The 18,121-nt window shown below is 37.0% G+C and carries 21 protein-coding genes; 14 read left to right on the forward strand and 7 right to left on the reverse strand.

All coding sequences use genetic code 11. The features are described 5' to 3' along the window. Window positions 1-17 precede the first annotated feature (17 nt). Entirely contained in the window at window positions 18-308 is a 291-nt protein-coding gene (locus LRP84_RS08675; protein WP_230574714.1) for a hypothetical protein, read from the forward strand. After that, window positions 296-1,093: an aminoglycoside adenylyltransferase domain-containing protein gene (locus tag LRP84_RS08680; protein ID WP_230574715.1), complete on the forward strand. Its 798-nt coding sequence runs from the start codon at window positions 296-298 to the stop codon at window positions 1,091-1,093. The genes LRP84_RS08675 and LRP84_RS08680 overlap by 13 nt, the downstream gene beginning before the upstream one ends. Before the next feature lie 197 nt (window positions 1,094-1,290). Here LRP84_RS08680 and LRP84_RS08685 read toward each other — a convergent pair whose 3' ends face one another. Next, window positions 1,291-1,554, reverse strand: a complete 264-nt coding sequence (locus LRP84_RS08685; RefSeq protein ID WP_230574716.1) for a zinc ribbon domain-containing protein — start codon at window positions 1,552-1,554, stop codon at window positions 1,291-1,293. Window positions 1,555-1,643: 89 nt separating this feature from the next. Continuing rightward, entirely contained in the window at window positions 1,644-2,714 is a 1,071-nt protein-coding gene (locus LRP84_RS08690; RefSeq protein WP_230574717.1) for an NAD(P)/FAD-dependent oxidoreductase, read from the reverse strand. A gap of 332 nt (window positions 2,715-3,046) precedes the next feature. Between LRP84_RS08690 and LRP84_RS08695 the strand changes: the two genes are divergently transcribed. The 7 genes from LRP84_RS08695 (at window position 3,047) to LRP84_RS08725 (ending at window position 7,884) form a co-directional block, all read left to right on the forward strand. Continuing rightward, window positions 3,047-3,286 (forward strand): YuzB family protein, encoded by a 240-nt coding sequence (locus LRP84_RS08695; RefSeq protein ID WP_230574718.1) that lies wholly within the window; start codon window positions 3,047-3,049, stop codon window positions 3,284-3,286. Between the two features lie 276 nt (window positions 3,287-3,562). After that, the gene (gene dapF, locus LRP84_RS08700; RefSeq protein ID WP_230574719.1) at window positions 3,563-4,429 is read left to right on the forward strand and encodes a diaminopimelate epimerase; all 867 of its coding nucleotides are present in this window, start codon (window positions 3,563-3,565) and stop codon (window positions 4,427-4,429) included. A gap of 41 nt (window positions 4,430-4,470) precedes the next feature. Beyond that, complete coding sequence (locus tag LRP84_RS08705; protein ID WP_230574720.1) at window positions 4,471-4,824, forward strand: HesB/IscA family protein; 354 nt, start codon at window positions 4,471-4,473, stop codon at window positions 4,822-4,824. Between the two features lie 189 nt (window positions 4,825-5,013). After that, window positions 5,014-5,184, forward strand: coding sequence for a hypothetical protein (locus LRP84_RS08710; protein WP_230574721.1), 171 nt, complete (start codon window positions 5,014-5,016; stop codon window positions 5,182-5,184). Window positions 5,185-5,417: 233 nt separating this feature from the next. Then, window positions 5,418-6,755, forward strand: coding sequence for an amino acid permease (locus tag LRP84_RS08715; RefSeq protein ID WP_230574722.1), 1,338 nt, complete (start codon window positions 5,418-5,420; stop codon window positions 6,753-6,755). A 373-nt stretch (window positions 6,756-7,128) separates the two neighbouring features. Beyond that, complete coding sequence (locus LRP84_RS08720; RefSeq protein WP_230574723.1) at window positions 7,129-7,278, forward strand: FbpB family small basic protein; 150 nt, start codon at window positions 7,129-7,131, stop codon at window positions 7,276-7,278. Window positions 7,279-7,734: 456 nt separating this feature from the next. Continuing rightward, on the forward strand, window positions 7,735-7,884 hold the full coding sequence (locus LRP84_RS08725; protein ID WP_230574724.1) for an FbpB family small basic protein: 150 nt from the start codon (window positions 7,735-7,737) through the stop codon (window positions 7,882-7,884). 16 nt (window positions 7,885-7,900) lie between these two features. On the opposite strand, the gene LRP84_RS08730 is transcribed toward LRP84_RS08725, so the two are convergent. From LRP84_RS08730 to LRP84_RS08735, 3 genes are all read right to left on the reverse strand, one after another. Further along, entirely contained in the window at window positions 7,901-8,371 is a 471-nt protein-coding gene (locus LRP84_RS08730; protein WP_437438772.1) for an acetylglutamate kinase, read from the reverse strand. 24 nt (window positions 8,372-8,395) lie between these two features. After that, window positions 8,396-8,539, reverse strand: a complete 144-nt coding sequence (locus LRP84_RS22660; RefSeq protein WP_437438769.1) for a hypothetical protein — start codon at window positions 8,537-8,539, stop codon at window positions 8,396-8,398. Between the two features lie 458 nt (window positions 8,540-8,997). Next, a complete protein-coding gene (locus tag LRP84_RS08735; RefSeq protein ID WP_230574725.1) occupies window positions 8,998-9,450 on the reverse strand; it encodes a 2-thiouracil desulfurase family protein in 453 nt (150 codons plus the stop codon). A 146-nt stretch (window positions 9,451-9,596) separates the two neighbouring features. On the opposite strand from LRP84_RS08735, the gene LRP84_RS08740 reads away from it, so the two are divergent. Next, window positions 9,597-10,502, forward strand: coding sequence for a helix-turn-helix domain-containing protein (locus LRP84_RS08740; protein ID WP_230574726.1), 906 nt, complete (start codon window positions 9,597-9,599; stop codon window positions 10,500-10,502). A gap of 2 nt (window positions 10,503-10,504) precedes the next feature. Here the strand turns inward: LRP84_RS08740 and LRP84_RS08745 are convergent, their stop codons facing one another. Beyond that, the gene (locus LRP84_RS08745; RefSeq protein WP_230574727.1) at window positions 10,505-11,755 is read right to left on the reverse strand and encodes an MFS transporter; all 1,251 of its coding nucleotides are present in this window, start codon (window positions 11,753-11,755) and stop codon (window positions 10,505-10,507) included. A gap of 519 nt (window positions 11,756-12,274) precedes the next feature. On the opposite strand from LRP84_RS08745, the gene LRP84_RS08750 reads away from it, so the two are divergent. After that, window positions 12,275-12,802, forward strand: coding sequence for a hypothetical protein (locus LRP84_RS08750; protein WP_230574728.1), 528 nt, complete (start codon window positions 12,275-12,277; stop codon window positions 12,800-12,802). A gap of 367 nt (window positions 12,803-13,169) precedes the next feature. Then, a complete protein-coding gene (gene yhdJ, locus LRP84_RS08755; protein WP_230574729.1) occupies window positions 13,170-14,123 on the forward strand; it encodes an adenine-specific DNA-methyltransferase in 954 nt (317 codons plus the stop codon). A gap of 348 nt (window positions 14,124-14,471) precedes the next feature. Here the strand turns inward: yhdJ and LRP84_RS08760 are convergent, their stop codons facing one another. Beyond that, window positions 14,472-15,461: an NAD(P)/FAD-dependent oxidoreductase gene (locus LRP84_RS08760; protein ID WP_230574730.1), complete on the reverse strand. Its 990-nt coding sequence runs from the start codon at window positions 15,459-15,461 to the stop codon at window positions 14,472-14,474. 583 nt (window positions 15,462-16,044) lie between these two features. Between LRP84_RS08760 and LRP84_RS08765 the strand changes: the two genes are divergently transcribed. Both LRP84_RS08765 and LRP84_RS08770 read left to right on the forward strand, forming a co-directional pair. Next, window positions 16,045-17,253: an NAD(P)/FAD-dependent oxidoreductase gene (locus LRP84_RS08765; RefSeq protein WP_230574731.1), complete on the forward strand. Its 1,209-nt coding sequence runs from the start codon at window positions 16,045-16,047 to the stop codon at window positions 17,251-17,253. A 356-nt stretch (window positions 17,254-17,609) separates the two neighbouring features. Beyond that, the gene (locus tag LRP84_RS08770; RefSeq protein WP_098309258.1) at window positions 17,610-18,101 is read left to right on the forward strand and encodes an NUDIX hydrolase; all 492 of its coding nucleotides are present in this window, start codon (window positions 17,610-17,612) and stop codon (window positions 18,099-18,101) included. Window positions 18,102-18,121: the final 20 nt, after the last annotated feature.

Here is an 18,121-nt window from a genome sequence, read left to right on the forward strand (position 1 = left end):
TCGAAAGGGTGGGAGAGATGAAGAAGGGCTTTGTAATGGGAAGTATTGGGCTTTTTCATATAAGCAGTATTGCTTATATGAAAGGGGATGCAGCAGCAATTTACTCGTTAGCAGGTTGGCTGAGCGTCTTTTTCTTAGCTAGTGCAGCATTTCTTTGTATAGATGGATTCATTTTAGGAGCACGGGGGACATTTGCTTCAGCAAAGCCAACGCGAAAAGAATCCCGTTTTCAATCTGCTAAAACGAATGCGTTTGCTGCGATTCCAAATGTGGTAGCTGCGTTAGGGGTATACTTATGGGTATCGTAACGGAGCATTCTATACCAGAAGAAGTGAAACTCTTATTAGATAAATATGTGAATGGACTTCAGGAAATCATTGTTAAAGAAAAGCTAGTTGGTGTGTATTTGTATGGTTCATTAGCATTGGCTGCGTTTCAGCCGGAAACGAGTGATATTGACTTTGTAACGGTGATGACAGAACAAGTCAGTAAAGCAGAGAAAGTGAAAATACGTGAACTACATAAGAAGTTGTATAAACATGATCTTGGAAAACGAATGGACGGTATGTATATTCCGCTTGTAGATGTAGGAAAGCAAAATCATGAGATGTCTCCGTATTTATATTGTTCGGATGGAAAAATGAATGAAGGGCATTGGGATATTAATTCTGTGACGTGGTGGACATTAAAAAATCAAGGTATTACTGTTTGGGGTAAACAAGCAAACGAACTTCCGTATGCAATAACGTGGAATGATGTTGTGAACACAATGAAATACAATGTGGAACAATATTGGAGTGAGAAAGTAAAGCGTCCGTATTTATTTTTATCTACAGAATGGGTGGAGTTTGCAGTTGTGACAATGGGACGTATCATATACACGTTAGAGACGGAACGGATTGTTTCTAAAGATGAAGGGCTGCAATACGCGATGCAATCTTGTAATCAATGGGAACCACTGCTGCAAGACGTATATCGAATTCGTCACAAAGGAGGAATGAAACCGTCCTTATCGAGATGGAGACGTGCTGAGATGACGAAGAAATACTTATTGTTTGGGATAGAGGAATGTAAGAAGAAGTGGGGAAGATAAAGCGAAACTTCCATCAGTGTTTTTTTCATCTCCCACTGATGGAAAGCTCTCACCAATCGGGCGCATGCCAGCAGTTATCCCTCACCTATCTTCCTCGTTTCTTTTTGAATTTTGAGGTGGGAATATTACTGCCCACGAATAGCGGGATAAAAGAAGTTCACATTTTTTGTAAACTTCTTTTATCTTTTCATCATGTATTAAGCATTTTTCCATCTTTCTAGTTTGTGGATATTTCTTGTGAAGAACTTAGATAGAAATCGTGGGAAGCCGAATGAAACAATTTTATCTTCAACGAGTCGTTTCATTTCGTCTATTGTGATATTAGGTAGAGTGAATTCTCCGTATTCATAGCAATGGCTACAATATAGTTTGCTTTTTTGGCCATCTTTTTCTGTGCCGCCGCCTTTTTCGTCTTTTGAAAAGGGCATACCACAGCTTTGGCAGTTTTTATGTGTTTTCATTGAAATTACCTCTAATATATATAATCTTAATTATTATAGTATGGTTAAACAAAAAAACAAGAGCTACACTTGGGCTCTTGTTTTTTTGTTTAACCATTATGATGTTTATACATCCAAAGAATACCTGATTTTAAAAGGCGAGGTACACGGCCCATTAACGGCTGATTTGCGAGTAAACCGAAGCCGTGTTTTTTACCAAGAGAACCAAGAACACCTTTTAATTTAATAACAGGTAGCTCTTCTGGTAATGCTTCATTATTCCAACGTTTTAACAATATTTGGACAATTTGCTCGCCTTGTCCTTCTGCAAGCTGAGCAGATGGTGCATGCGGTAACGCTGCACAGTCACCTAACACATACACGTTCTCATAGTCCGGAATATTATGATGTTTTGTTAATACAACCCGACCGCTATTATCGTGCTCGACAGGTAGATTACGAACAACCTCATTTGCTTGAATGCCAGCTGTCCATACGATTGCGTCGCATTCAAGTGGTTCATCGTGGTTATACACAATATTTGGCTCCACTTTTGTAATGTTCGAGTTGCGAATGATTGTAACATTATGTTTCAAAAACCACTCTTCTACGTATCTACTTAATTTTTCTGGGAATGGGAAAAGAATGCGATCTTTTCGGTCAAATAAATAAATGTTTAAGTCTGGACGGCTTTCACGAAGTTCACTTGCTACTTCAACACCGCTTAGTCCAGCCCCTACAACAGCAACTGTTGCGTGTGGCTCTAAACCATTTAGTTGTTGATATGTTTGACGAACTTGTTCAATGGATTGAAGGCTATACGTATGTTCTTGCGCTCCTGGAACGTTGTGATAGTTGTCTTCACAACCAAGCCCAATAATTAAGTCATCATAATTCACAATTTCACCGTCATCAAGATGAACGGCTTTGTTTTCTAAATCAACATTAGTTATCGTCCCGTATTGAATATTAAGTCGTGGATGTTCTGGAAATGGAATGCGAATATGCGTTTCAGAAATCGTTCCTGCTACTAATGCGTAGTATTCTGTTTTAAAACAGTGATACGGTACCTTGTCGATTAATGTCACTTGAACATCATCCGGAAGTTGGTTGCTCGGAAGAAGACGCTGTAAAACTCTCATTCCACCGTAGCCCCCACCAAGTATTACGAGGTGCTTCATGATGGATTACCCCTTTTCTGTTGAAATATCCCCTAATCATAAAAAGTTTTTATATTACAAAAATATTTTGACTTTACCCACTCAAATTATATCGAATTTAGAAGCAAATAACAATGTATGAATGAATAATCTGTTGTACAATAAGAAGAAAAGTGGGGCGATTTGTGAAAAAATTGTAGAATGTTGCAGTTTTCGACCGAAAAGTGCCTTTTATTAAGGATTAACGCATAAAACGATTGAAAATTTTAGTCGTTTCAGCTCGATTTATACAACATCTTAGTTTTACTGTTATAAAACAAGGGTTAATATATAGATGTAGGGGGGGAATAAGGGTGATTAAACCGTTAATTGAATTTTGTGTTGGCAACCTTGCAAGTGGTGCGCAAAAGGCACGGGAACAACTGGAGAAAGATCCGAATTTAGATGTGATTGAGTATGGTTGTCTTGGCTATTGCGGCGTTTGTTTTGAAGGGCTGTATGCACTTGTGAATGGTGAAGTTGTAAAAGGCGAAACACCGGAGGACCTTGTGAAAAACATATATGATTATTTAGATGAAAATCCGATGTTCTAAGGCGTTGCAACGAAGCAGCGTCTTTTTTATTTGATGAAGGATAAACGTATAAAATCATTTCGAAGGAACAGGCTAACAAGTGCAGCAATTACTGATATGCACATATAAAAAAAGAAAGCCCTTTGTTGAAGGGCTTTTTTCTTACACGATACGTGTAAGCACGACTTTGTTACGCCAAAATTGTCGTTGAATATGAGAAACGGGGGACATTCTTATTGTTTTCCAAAAGCGCTCATTTTATACTTATAACAATAAAAAATTTTGGAGTGAAACAATATGGGACAACTTTCTTTCACGAAAATGCATGGTCTTGGAAATAATTATATTTATGTGAATATGTTTGAAGAGCAAATTGCAGAAGAGCATCTAGCGAAAGTTGCTGAAAAAGTGTCAAATGTGAATACGGGAATCGGTTCTGACGGAATGATCCTAATTTGTCCATCTGACGTTGCTCCTGTGAAGATGCGTATTTTTAATAAAGACGGTTCAGAAGGAAAGAGCTGCGGAAATGGACTGCGCTGCGTTGCAAAGTACGCATATGAGCATAAATTAGTAGAAGAGACTGTTTTTACAATCGAAACGTTAGCAGGAATTGTTACAGCAGAAGTAACAGTTGAAGGTGGAATTGTAACTTCCGCTACAATTGATATGGGTGCGCCGCGATTAAAACGCACGGATTTACCGATGTTAGGTGAAGGAGAAACACCATTTATTCGTGAAGATTTCCTTTACAGCAATCACCGCTATGCCTTTACAGCTGTCTCAATGGGAAATCCGCATGCTGTTATTTTTGTAGATGATATTGGGGAAGCACCGCTTACAACATTAGGCCCTGTGTTAGAAACACACGAGATGTTTCCAGAAAGCGTGAATGTGGAATTTATTGAAGTCCTGAATCACCATGAAATGCATTTCCGTGTATGGGAACGCGGTTCTGGTATTACACAAGCGTGTGGAACAGGAGCGTGTGCCGCAGTTGTAGCTGCAATCTTGAATGGAAAGATGAAGCGCGGACAAGAAATCACTGTTCATTTAGCAGGCGGAGATTTAATGATTACGTGGACAGAAGAAGGAACAGTTTTAATGAATGGTCCTGCAGAAGTCACTTGCAGCGGTGTATATTATTATAAGATTGAAGAGTAAAGATGTATAATAAAGTGAGAGAAGAAAGGAAGGTGGGTTCTATGATTAATGTAACAGAACAAGCGGCATATCAAATTAAAGATATGTTAAAAGATGCCGAAGATGGAGAGAAATACGTTCGTCTTGCAGTGCACGGCGGTGGATGCAGCGGTCTTTCTTACGGCTTAGGATTTGAAAGAGAACCAAATGAAGACGACACAGTTCTTGAATTTTTCGGTGTTGAATTTGTTATTGATAAAGAAAGTGCTCCGGTTGTAAAAGGAGTAAAAATCGATTATAAGCAATCAATGCTTGGCGGCGGATTCACAATCGATAATCCGAACGCAATCGCATCGTGCGGATGCGGATCATCTTTCCGTACAGCAACGAATGCTGGTAAGCCTGAAGAGTGCTAATGCAACGAGTATTGAGTATTTAATGGAATATGAGATGCTGCTAAAGAAGCCTTATTAAGGGTTTAATCAAGTAGGTATCTAATTCGTTATAAATGAAAAACGCTTGGATTCGTTCAAGCGTTTTTTTATTGTTGATTTCTAATAAAATCATGACAAAAATTCAATACTAATAAAAAAGAGGTGATTTTGATGGGAAAATGGAATGAACAGGCGGCACCGAATAATAATTTGCCAGCTAGCACAATTCGTTCATCTGAACTCCTGTTAGGGAAGAAAGCGGACCATGAATTTTCAGAGGAGCTTTCCGATGGCGGAGAAAGAGATAAAAACATTCAGATACTCAAAAACAGTTCTAAATAGAAAAAACTGATGCAGCGGTGACGATGAAAAAATCGTCACTATTTTTTTACTTTGTCCCCCATATTCTCTCAACATATGCTTCAAAAAAATATGCCAAAATCAAAAAGATTATTGTATAGTTTAAATATTAAATCGCCTAGAAGAACTATACAGCAGTTAGTGATGTTACATAATCACTTTCGAGAAAAAGATACTAACTTTGTTTCTATTTTATTACTAAAGGGGGATTAGACATGGCACAACAACAATTGAAACGCGAACTGCAACCGCGTCACATCAGGCTTATGGCAATAGGTGGGATGATTGGGACAGGAATTTTCAAAGGAAGTGCAGATACAATTTCAGCTGCAGGACCCGGCATCGTTTTTTCTTATTTATTTGCAGGATTTCTTCTTCTCATTGTTATGAGTGCAATAGCGGAAATGGCTATTGCTTATCCTGGTTTAAACATTCAAGGGATGATTCAAAAAGCTTTCGGTTCTCGTTTCGCCTTTGTCATTGGTTGGCTCTACTGGGTCGACTGGATTTTAGTTATTATTGTTGAGGTTTTGGCAGGGGGGAGCTTTTTACAATACTGGATTCCATCCGCTCCTTTATGGCTGCTTAGTCTAGCATGTACTGCGCTTCTTCTTCTTATCAATTTGTTTAGCGTCAAACTTTACGGTGAAATAGAGTTTTGGCTTGCGAGTTTCAAAATTATTACTCTTGTTTTATTTATTTTGCTTGGTTTTGCCTTATTATTTGGCTTCATTCCAAATCATGAAGCAGCATATTTTACAAACTATACAAGTCACGGCGGATTCTTTCCAAAAGGATTGGGAAGTATTTTCACAGCACTCTTAATAGTTGTTTTTTCTTTCGGAGGTTCAGAATTAATCGGATTAACTGTAACAGAAACGAAAAACGTGGAACAGACGCTTCCTAAAGTAATAAAAGGGGTTATGTTCCGAGTGGTTTTATTTTACACACTACCTATTCTCATCATCACTGGACTTATCCCTTGGGACGAAGTAGGAAAGCAAGGCAGTCCTTTCGTACAGGTTTTCTCTGCAACTGGATTACAAGGTGTAGCACATATTATGAACTTCATTTTATTGACCGCTGTGTTGTCGGCTGCCAATTCAGGAATGTATGCTACTTCTCGAATTTTGTACTCTCTGGCGCAAAATAAAGAAGCTCCTGCTTTATTCTCGCGTCTTACTAAGCGTGGTGTTCCTGTCTGGGGAGTTCTTGTCAGTTGCATTGGTTTATTAATTGGATCTTTTATCGCGTTCCTTACGCCAGAGCATGTTTTTGGCTATTTGATGTCTATCCCGGGCTTTACTGTTTTGCTCATTTGGACTAGCATTTGCCTTGCGCAATTCAAGTTGCGTAAACAGTATTCTAAAATGCCGTATTTTCGCGTGTGGTTGTTCCCGTACAGCACTTTGTTTGCAGCAGCTGCCTTGTCAATTATTTTTATCTTCTTCTTGTTCAATTCAGGCAATATAATTAATTCTATTGTATGCGTAAGTATTCTCATCATTTTATCCGTTCTATCCATTTTGGTTGGTAGGAAGGAATCGAAATAAAGATTTTCAACTTAAAAGGAGCATTAACTTTATAAGAGAAAAAAGGCCGTGTAAAGCGGCTTTTTTTTGTCTTAGCATTTCCATTTTATAAAAAAAAGCTTCTGCAAGACTTTAACAGAATGTATATTCCATACATGATTAGCTAAGATGACGTTTTTACAAAAAAATCCAGATGTTTAATAGTAACTATGGAAAAATAATTCTTCACATAGCGTTCGAATAAAATGTTTGAAAAATCAAAAAAATATAGTATTATTTAGGTAAGTAGAAGTTTTCGACAAATAAAGACAAATATTTACAAATGGTGAGAGGTTTTATGGTTGTATTTTTCATTCTGCATCTTTGATTCCAAAGAAAATAAGGAGGAATGATTATGACAAAAAAGCGCCGTAAATTACTCAGTAAATCATTTAAAGAATTAGTGCAAGAGAATAAACAACAGATACTTAATGATAAACAAGAATTGGAAAGAATTGAACAACGAATTGAACAACGTCATATAATTAAAACACCAGCCTCATAATGGCTGGTGTTTTAATTTATCCCGCTATTCGCGGGCAGTAAGACCCCCACCTCAAGATTATGAGAAAGCGAAGAAGGTAGGGGGGATAACTGCCCGTAAAAGCCCGATTGGTTCAACTAACCGTCAGTGGGGGATGAAGAACCTCCCACTGATGGAAGCTTCACTTTATTAAAAAAAGCTTCTGCAAGACTTTAACAGAATGCATATCCCATACATGATTAGTTAACATAAAATTTTCGAAAAAAATTCCCAGATAATTAATGGTAACTTGGGAAAAATAATTTTTCACATAACGTTCAAATAAATAATGTTTGAAAAATCAAAAGTTATAGTATTATTTAGGTAAGTCGAATTTTTCGACAAATAAAGACAAATTTTTTATAAAGATCGAGAAGTTTTATGGTTGTATTTTTCATTCTACATCTTTGATACCAAAGGAAATAAGGAGGAATGATTATGACAAAAAAGCCCCGTAAATTACTCAATAAATCATTTAAAGAATTAGTACAAGAAAATAAACAACAGATACTTAATGATAAACAAGAATTGGAACGAATTGAACAACGAATTGAACAACGTTATATAATTACAAAACCAGCCTCATAATGGCTGGTTTTTTCTTTCACTGAAATACTTGAGGGAACTGCTTTACTATTCCTTCAGTAAGCGCATCCGCCATTTCTAAGGCTTCCTTCTCAATTTTGTCATACAATTGCACACCTGATTGATAATCTTTCTTTAGCATGGATACTGCCTCAGCTTTCGTCAATGCTAGATGCTCATAAAACATTTTTCTAAATTTTTCTTTAGGTATATAAGGATTGATACTGCTTAAGAATTCAACAATTTCGTCTCCATTGGCGTACCATTTTTTCTCTGCGATTGATGCAGCGTGTTGATCGCCAGCCTTTGCTGCCTTGACAAGGTCTGCGGCGATTACTAAGTGGTCTTTTATCAAATTACTATATTTTGTCGCTGCATTTTGACCGTAGAAAGGTTTGAGTGAATTACCCATATCTGGAGCGTTTTTAAGGAGTCGCGTAATAGTAACGTTAACATCTGGTAAATTAAAAATAATGCTAATGATAGCCAGTCTTGTCCAAGCGACATGCTGTTCCTATAGTGAGCGCATATAACTTTTCAAATCAACTTCATTTTTACTGATACGGTAATTTCGTGCCATTGGAAACGCAGATTGCGGATCCCAATTTACATAAGGTATATCATATGTGAAATAATTGGATTGCCAATAAGGGTACATAATGATTACACTCCTTTGAACATATATACCTCACGATATGATAAACTTCATTCTTAAGTTCCGTGTCCAAATGCTTTTATACAGTTAGGAAATCTAGGATGTTCCAGAAATGTATCTATAATAACACTCAGTCGGTGATACGTGGCACTAACGTTATAATAACCTTCAAATGGAATCTTAAGGTTGGGGCCTTACTGCTCGCGAATAGTGGGATAAAAAAGAATGCTCATTAGTTGGCGTCCTCTTCATCTTCTATAACGATTTCTCCGTTTTTTTGTTCATATCGTTTGATTTCTTCAATCTCATTACGTTCGTATAAAGTGAAACTTCCATCAGTGGGGGTTTTTCTTTATCCCCCCACTGATGGTTAGTTGAACCAATCGTGTTCTTACGGGTAGTTATCTCCCACCTATCTTCTATGTTTTCTCAGAACCTTGAGGTGAGAGTTTTACTGCCTGTTAGTGCGGGATAAAATCATCTTCCGAAATAACCGTAAAACCGTGTCGTCTGAATAATGCAGTTGTAACGCCGTAACCGTCTTGTTTTTGACCATTAAATTCACCTGTGTAAATGACGGAACTTCCGCAAGATGGACTGCGTTCTTTCAGAATAATATACTCAGGATTTAAATCTTTTATTTGATGTAATGCTTTGTAGGCTCCCGCAATAAAGATTTCTGTCACGTCATTTCCCTTTTGGTCTATTACTTTTGCAGTTCCGTTCAATACATCGTCACCGTTTCCTCCGATAATTTCGGCAGGTGTACGAGGCGTTGGTAATCCGCCTAATACTTCCGGGCAAATAAGAATTGCTTCTTCTTTTTCTAGTAGTTCTTGAATCTTTGCAACGAGATTATCATTTCCGTCATAACGACAAGCAATTCCAGCTAAACATGCACTAATTACAATCATTTTTTCACCTCAGTTTGATGAATTTACTTTCATCATACAACAAAATCTTTCGCCACTTTTATGCTTTTCTTCTTATTTATAAAGTGAAACTTCCATCAGTGGGGGGGGATTGCCTGCGAATAGCGGGATAAACAGGGGTGATAAATATGAGTAAACTGTATGAGTTAATGAAAGAATATAGTGAGTTTCAAAGTAAAGAAGAGTTTAATACATATCAAAAGCAAATTTTGACGCGGTATCAAGCTCATATGAATAAAACAGATTTTCTCGTGATTCGTTTGTTAGGAAGGTATGCAATAAACGAAAAGCAAAAAACGGTTGGTGTCGCATGTCCTTTAATGGAAACAATTGCAGTGAAAATAGGGAAGAGTGTACGGACTGTACGCCGTTCTGTCGCAAAGCTTGAGCAGCTTAGTATTATTAAGCGTGTGTTCACGAAGGAAAGATATAAGCGAGGGGGATATAGTGCGAGTTTGTATGTGTTTCGTAAGCGGGCAGTTGACCGCATGAGTGACCGTATGCAAATGACCGCATGTGAAAATAGCGAGAATGCAGGAGAGTGTAAGAAGGAGCAGTTGAATGAGGAAACGGAAATTAGTGTTTATGAAAACAATTTAAAGATACAACAGAAAATAAATACGTATGATATGGACGAAACGTATTGCCGTCATGATATTCCAGTGCGATTTGTAGATGCGATTTCACCAATGTCTCGTCATCCACAAACGATTAATTTTGCTTGGAGCAAAGTGGAACTTGCTTACAAAAAGAGTGGTTTGCTTGAGGGAGGGTTGTTGTGGGAGCAGCTTATGACGCATGATGATATACAAATGCAAATCATTCGGCGGACAAAAAGTGTTGTAAGGGCGTATAAGTACGGTGAGATTCGCAAAGATTTCGGTGCGCTCTTATATAGTACGATGCAGGCGTTATTTTTAGATATTGCATTAGAATGGGGAGCGGCAGTGAGAAGGCGCAGTAGGGCTTCGCTATATGATCCATTTGAAAGTAAACAAAGAAAAGAGTCATGCGTGTCAGGCATGACTCTCTAGTTTTAATCAAACTTTCGCACAGTTGGAACACGAATGGCGATAAATAATACAAACAGAATGACAGCAATTGCACCGCTTTTCATAATCGTCACAATTGGTATCCCGGCAGCTAATGCAAGTGAGGTAATGGCATAAGAAATAGGGATAAAGCCCATCGATGATAACATGAGTAAGCTCATGACTCGTCCCATCATTTCTTCCTGCACAGTCGATTGAATCATGGCCATTAACGGTACGATTGCCATGGCGATTGTAATGCCGTAAAAGCAGCCTGCTAGAACTGCTTGCCAAAGTGTTGTACTAAAGTTAATAGATAAGAAGAAAACACCGGATAACAGCATCATAATAATGCAAAATAAACCGCGGCGCCGAGTAATATTTCGCAGCCCGACGATAACTGCACCAATGGCCATTCCTCCGCCAACAGCAGCTTCTAAGTAACTAAAGTGGAGCGAGTCGCCGTGCAGTACATTTTTAACAAACAGCGGAAAACCGACTTGCATCGGTCCAATTAAAAATAAATTCAAAAAGGCGCTGCAAATAAGAAACGTTGATAAAAACGATGATTCTTTCACATAAAGGATGCCTTCTTTAATAGAAGTGAACATGCCTTTGTTTGGTTTTCGTTCTTCTTGCCCTATACTTGTGTGAATTTTTTGGACGAGTATGGCAGAAGTAAGTAATAATAAAATCGTTATCGTAAAGATCGTTTCATAATTACTGAATTCAATCAGTATCCCGCCAATGACAGGACCAAGAATAACAGATGCTTGGTTTGTCATTTGCGTGAGTGAATTTGCTTGTGTAAGGCGATGCTTCTCTACGAGCTCCGGTAAGATAGAGCCATCAGCTGACCAGAAAAAGGCATCGGCTAAACCGAAGAAGAGCGCAAAGAAAGCAAATGTGTATAATGTGACGTGACCAATGATGAACCAAATGAGAATAATCGTTACAAGAAGCGCGCGCACAATATTAGAATAAAACATGATGTTTTTTTTCTGGAATTTGTCTGCAAAGGCTCCGCCGATAATCATAAAGATTAGGCGCGGAACACTAAGGGCAACAAATACAATTCCAAGTGATGCTTCTAAGTTTAATGTTTTTGCTATGTACCACGTTTGCGAAAACGTAAAAAATGCTAAGGCAAAGCTTGAAAATAGGGTAGCGGCCCAAAGAAACAGGAAGTTTGTATTTTTTAATAAAGGTGTCCCCATTTCTTTTAAAGCAAGTTTACTTTTATGTAATTCCTCCATATGAATCCCTTTCTGTCATATGTCTTTTTATCTTTGTTAACAGTTTCTAATCTTTCTATACAGATACTTTCCATTGTATTCAAAAAAGCAGAATTTGCCCAGCGGATTTTTGAAGCATAAAAATAAGAAGGTGCCGAGGCACCTTCTTATTTTACACTTTAAACTAACGCAATATAAATATCAACTTGTGCATGATTTGGATCGAAAGTTCGTTTATCCCGTTATGTTGTATTCTACTTTACACTGTATTACAAGTTCCTCGAAAAACCCTGTAATATCATTATTTTTGGTTATAACGTTTAAGTATTCTAAAAGAGTGGGGATTGTAATTAATTCTTCAAAACAATCGATGTATTTTTGATATGTTTCAGAATACAATTCATACAGAGCTGAAGCATCTTTAGTAATTCTTTCAAGTGCTTGTTTAGGTGTTAAAGTTGTTAAGTCAATACAGTAATAGTACAAGTGTGTATATTTTGTAGTAATTGACCATAATTATTTGTAAGAGGTGATTAATGTATGGAACAAAAAATAATATGTTTTAGTGCTTGTAGTTCAGAAGCTTATAAAAATTTTCAAGAATCTGTTGAGCAACCAGTATCAGTTAATCAATTGGGCAAAAATATTAAAGTAGCTATTCAACAAGTTGATAGTTCTTTAGATTCTGTATCGATATGGGCTATGCGTTACAGCCCTAAAAATCAAAAGCTTTGGGAGAAAATTGATGAAGGCGATATTGCCCTTTTTTATGGAAGCAGGAAATTTATTTCGTACGGTAAAATTATTAAAACGTTAATGTGTGAACAGGCAGCAAAAAATATTTTTGGTGATACCATTTACAAGTTACTTATCATAATGGAAAAAAATAAAGCTATAGATCAAAAAAGAGATAAGCTTTGGAATACATTTAAGTATTCTGAAATAGCTCGTATTCAAGGTATGATGATCCCAAATGTAAAAGTGCAAAATGAACTTTTACAACTTCACAACAATAATATAAATAGTTTATTAAATGATTTATTAGAAATAAAAGATAATGTAGGTTGATATTAAACTGTTCCATTAATAGACACTTCGAAAAAAGTTGATTAATTTTTCGAAGGATTCTTTTGATTGATTAAGTACCTAATCATTTTGATATTTGTTCAAATTTCATATAGGTATTGACCGTATTTGGGAATTTATATCTTTTATGATTGTTTTTTTTATAATAACAGCTTGATTTGCATAAGTTGTTTAGAGGTCACCACAAATATAGCATATCGCCTAAAACATACAATACTGAATCCCACATATAAGAATATATCTAATATGTGGGATTCAGTATTGTATTGTTATTTGTCGTACTGTTATTGTATGTTAAAGTAGCCTAGCCCATGAATTATCCGTTTGACAAATTATGAGGTGATTATAAATGTGGAACAAAGTTTTCAAAAATATGGAATTCGAAAACCTTCACAATAATGATAGCTTTGTAGGATTGGGAGATAGTGTAGATCTACTTAAGAAAGTTAATGATAAAACGATTGATTTAATATTTGCAGATCCTCCTTACAACATCGGGAAAGATTTTGGTAATAATAAGGACAAGTGGGATAGTACTCATGAATACATTAATTGGTGCAAGCAATGGATTGACGAATGTTTCCGTGTATTAAAGGATAATGGAACATTTTATTTTATGACAGCAACACAATATATGCCTTACTTAGATGTTTATATTAGTGAAAACTACAATGTACTATCTAGAATTATTTGGACATACGATAGCTCAGGTGTTCAGTCTAAAAAAATGTTCGGTTCACTTTATGAACCCATTCTTATGATAAATAAGGACTCTAAAGCAGCTTATACTTTTAATGCTCAAGATATTTTAGTTGAAGCAAAAACGGGTGCAAAAAGAAAACTAATTGATTATCGTAAGAATCCACCACAACCTTACAGTACTGAAAAAGTTCCTGGGAATGTGTGGGAATTTCCGCGTGTTCGATTTAAGATGGAAGAATACGAAAATCATCCGACTCAGAAACCAGAAGCTCTTTTGGAAAGAATTATAAAAGCTTCTTCTAATCCGGGTGATATTGTTTTAGATCCATTTTCTGGTTCGTTTACTACTTCTGCGGTTGCTGTTAAGAATGGCAGAAAAGCATTGGGGTTTGAGTTCAATAAAGACTTCTATTTAATCGGTTTGAGAAGAACGAGAATAACAGAAAGATATGACGGAATTAAATTAGAAAAAGATAAGAGTCGAAAAACAACCAATAAATCTAAAAAAGACCACGTAGTTAGAGAAGATAAAATTACTTCTGAAGTTGAAGAAATAGAACAATTTGAAATGTTTTCAGGAGCTGATTTAAAAGTCCGCTAAATGCGGGCTTTTAAATTAGCTCCTTTTGGTTTCAGTAAAACTAAGTTGGTATCCTATATCAATCTATTTTTAATGAATATTTCCTTCTACTTTTCGATATTATCCAGTTCCAGCGGCTCGGCCACTCGCATGTCGAACATCGTCGAAGGGTCTTTATATTATGTCGAAGCGCCGATATATCACAAATAACGCCGATAAATGCACCATTTCCGCCGATATCTTACAAATAGCGCCGATAAATGCACCATTTCCGCCGATATATCACAAATAACGCCGGTATATCGGCGGACACGTAAAAAAGGGACTGATCTCAAAAGGCACCTATGTGCCTTTTGGATCAGCCCTATATTAAAACATGCTAGAACTATGCATTGGTTGCAGCTTCGCATTTGGATCGAAGTACGCTTTTGCATTGTTTACCGCTGTTGGCGCTTCGCCAAATCCGCATGCAATTAGTTTTACTTTTCCTTCATATGTACAAATATCACCAGCTGCGTAAATGCCAGGGATGTTTGTTTCCATTTTAGAGTTCACAACGATGCTGTTTTTTTGGATATCTAAGCCCCAGTCTTTAATTGGACCAAGAGAAGATACGAAGCCGTAGTTTACGATGACATCATCAACATCAATGACAACTTTTTCTTCCGTTTTCACATGTTGAAGTACAACTTGTTCAATTTTCTCTTCACCAATCAGTTCAACAGGAACGTGTGGTGTTTTGACTTGTGCACGCGAGTTCATTAACGTTTCAACGCTATGCTCATGTGCGCGGAATTTATCACGACGATGAACGATTGTTACTTCTTCTGCGATTGGCTCTAACATCATTGTCCAGTCTACCGCAGAGTCTCCGCCGCCAAACACGACAACGCGTTTGCCAGCAAATTTATTCATATCCTCAACGAAATAGTGTAAGTTTGCTTTTTCGAATTTCTCTGTACCTTCTAATTCTAAACGGCGTGGTTGGAACGCACCGTTTCCAGCTGTAATGATAACTGATTTAGAGTAGTGTGTTTCTTTATTTGTTACAAGCTTGAACACGCCATCATCTTGTTTTTCTAACGTTTGAACAGCTTCTTCTAAGCAAACAGTTGGTTCGAACTTGCTCATTTGTTCTTTTAAGTTGTTAATGAGTTCTTGTGCACGAATTTTAGGAAAACCTGCGATATCATATATGTATTTTTCAGGATATAATGCAGATAATTGACCACCGAGTTGTGGCAAGCTTTCGATAATTTTTACGCTTGCTTGTCTCATACCGCCGTAAAAAGCTGTGAATAGTCCAGTTGGGCCTCCACCAATAATAGTGATGTCATATACTTTTTGATTTTCTGTCACTGTTTACTCCCCCTATAATTAGGAAATCTTTCGTGATTCTCCTATATACACTCGTATGTATGTTATACGGAACTTCCGTGAACGGAGTGCAAGCGCACTCAAGACAAATGATATCATATTTTATAAAAAAAAGCGTTAGAAAACGACTGAATTGTGTATACACTTCGCATAGATTTGTTAGAAAAGAAAAACTAGCCAATAAGTGAAGTATATATCATTTAGTAATTATAACCATTTTTGGTTAATTGAACAGATTTATAGATAATGATTCCACATTTGAAGGTGAGAAGACTGTAATTGTCTCTTAAATTCTGAGCAAATAAGGGAATGTCAAAAAACTTGAAAAGACCGCGTTATTTTAAAATATTGATAATTCTACAATTGCTTGAAAAGTAAAGAGAAAACGACTAATATAGGAAAGTGAATGTGTTAATTTTTTATGACAAATTTCGTAACATTTTTCAAACTTAATTTTTTTATTTTGTCTAGATTGTGAGAAAGTCTACATTCTTAGCATTTAAATTGCTTTAGCATTATTTTTATTATTTTTACTATCTATATAAAGAAGAGGGTTGTGATTAGGGTGAAGAAGCCAAAAATCGTAGTTCTAGGCGCAGGTTATGGCGGAATGATTACTACTGTACGTCTGCAAAAAACATTATCTGTAAGTGAAGCTGAAATCACATTAGTAAATAACAACAGCTATCATTATCAAGCAACTTGGTTACATGAAAGTGCAGCTGGTACGTTGCATCATGATAAAGTTCGCTTAGACATTAAAGATGTAATCGACACAAACAAAGTAAACTTCGTGCAAGACACAGTTGTAGAAATTAAAGCAGCTGAAAAACGCGTTATCTTAAAAGATGGCGAGCTAGAGTATGATTACTTAGTAATCGGTCTTGGTTTCGAATCTGAAACGTTTGGTATTAAAGGATTAAAAGAGCATGCATTCTCTATCGCTAACATTAATGCAACTCGTCAAATCCGTGATCATATGGAGTACATGTTCTCTTTATATGCTTCAGAAAAACGTGACGAGTTAGTTACAATCGTTGTCGGTGGTGCTGGATTTACAGGTATCGAGTACGTAGGTGAACTTGCAAACCGTGTTCCTGAGCTTTGCAAAGAGTATGATGTTCCTCGCGAAAAAGCACGCATCATCTGTGTTGAGGCTGCTCCAACAGCGCTTCCTGGTTTTGATCCAGAGCTAGTTGAATACGCTGTAAAACAATTAGAGAAAAAAGGCGTAGAATTCCGCATTGGTACAGCAATTAAAGAAGCAAATGAAGAAGGTATCATTGTTGCAAATGGCGACGATGTAGAATTACTGAAATCTGCAACTGTAGTTTGGGCTGCAGGTGTTCGCGGTAATGGTATTGTAGAAGAGTCTGGCTTTGAAGCAATGCGCGGCCGTGTAAAAGTGGACGAGTACATGCACGCTCCAGGTCATGAAGAAGTATTCATGGTTGGTGATGCAGCGTTACTCATTAACGAAGAAATTAACCGTCCATACCCACCAACAGCACAAATCGCAATTCAACAAGGTTACAACATTGCACATAACTTAGCTGTTCTTGTTCGTGGTAAAGGCGAAATGCAGAAGTTTGTATTCGATAACAAAGGTTCTGTATGTTCATTAGGTCATGACGATGCAATGGGCGTTGTAATGGGCAAAAAATTAACTGGTTGGAAAGCTTCATTCATGAAGAAAGTAATCGACAACCGTTACCTATTCATGCTTGGCGGACCTTTATTAGTTCTTAAAAAAGGTAAGTTAAAGTTATTTTAATACGTAATGTAAAGCAGAAATGGCTGTAAGCTGTTTCTGCTTTTTTTATTATAGTAATTATTTCATTTGCTAACTCAATAAGGAGAATGATTCGAGGTATGTTTCATTTTAATTTTACTGAAAATTCCGAAACAAATAAAGACCTTTTTACAAAAATCGCATATTTCCCATCATTCTCCTTTTGAAGGCTTTATCCCGCTATTCGCGGGCAGTAAGCCCCCACCTCAAGATTCAGAGAGAAGCAAAGAAGCTAGGTGGGGGATGAAGAAAACCCCACTGACGGAAGTTTCACTTTATAGTATAATGAAAGAAAAGAATGAATATTCTGTTCGTTTAATTGGAAGGGGTTTGCAGTGATGAGTAAGCGAGGAAATGTGTGGCTAGCGGTAAGCGGTCTCGTTATCACAGCAGATGGAAGATGGCTTGTCGTTAAGAAAAAATATGGTGGATTAAAAGGGGAATGGTCATTGCCTGCGGGTTTTGTGAACGAAGGAGAAACAATCGATCAAGCAGTGCAGCGTGAAGTATTAGAAGAAACAGGAATTGCCACAAGTGTAAAAGGAATAATGGGTGCACGATCTGGCGTGATACGCGGTGAGATTAGTGATAATATGATTATTTTTCTTTTAGAGCCAAAAGGAGAAGACATTGTCGTTCAAGAGCGAGAATTGTATGAGGGAGCGTTCTTATTTCCGGAGGATATTGTAAATGATGAAAATGCCTCAGTATTAATTCGTTATTTGTTAGAAGCGATGCCAGCACCGCTTTTAAAAATGGACGAGACGTTAAATCCAGGGGAACAGTTTGATTATACGGTATATAACGTTTTTGTAGGAAGAGTAGATTGATAAGTAAGAAAGGGTGAAGA

The sequence above is a fragment of the Bacillus rhizoplanae genome (assembly GCF_917563915.1).
In the GTDB taxonomy this organism is placed as follows: domain Bacteria; phylum Bacillota; class Bacilli; order Bacillales; family Bacillaceae_G; genus Bacillus_A; species Bacillus_A rhizoplanae.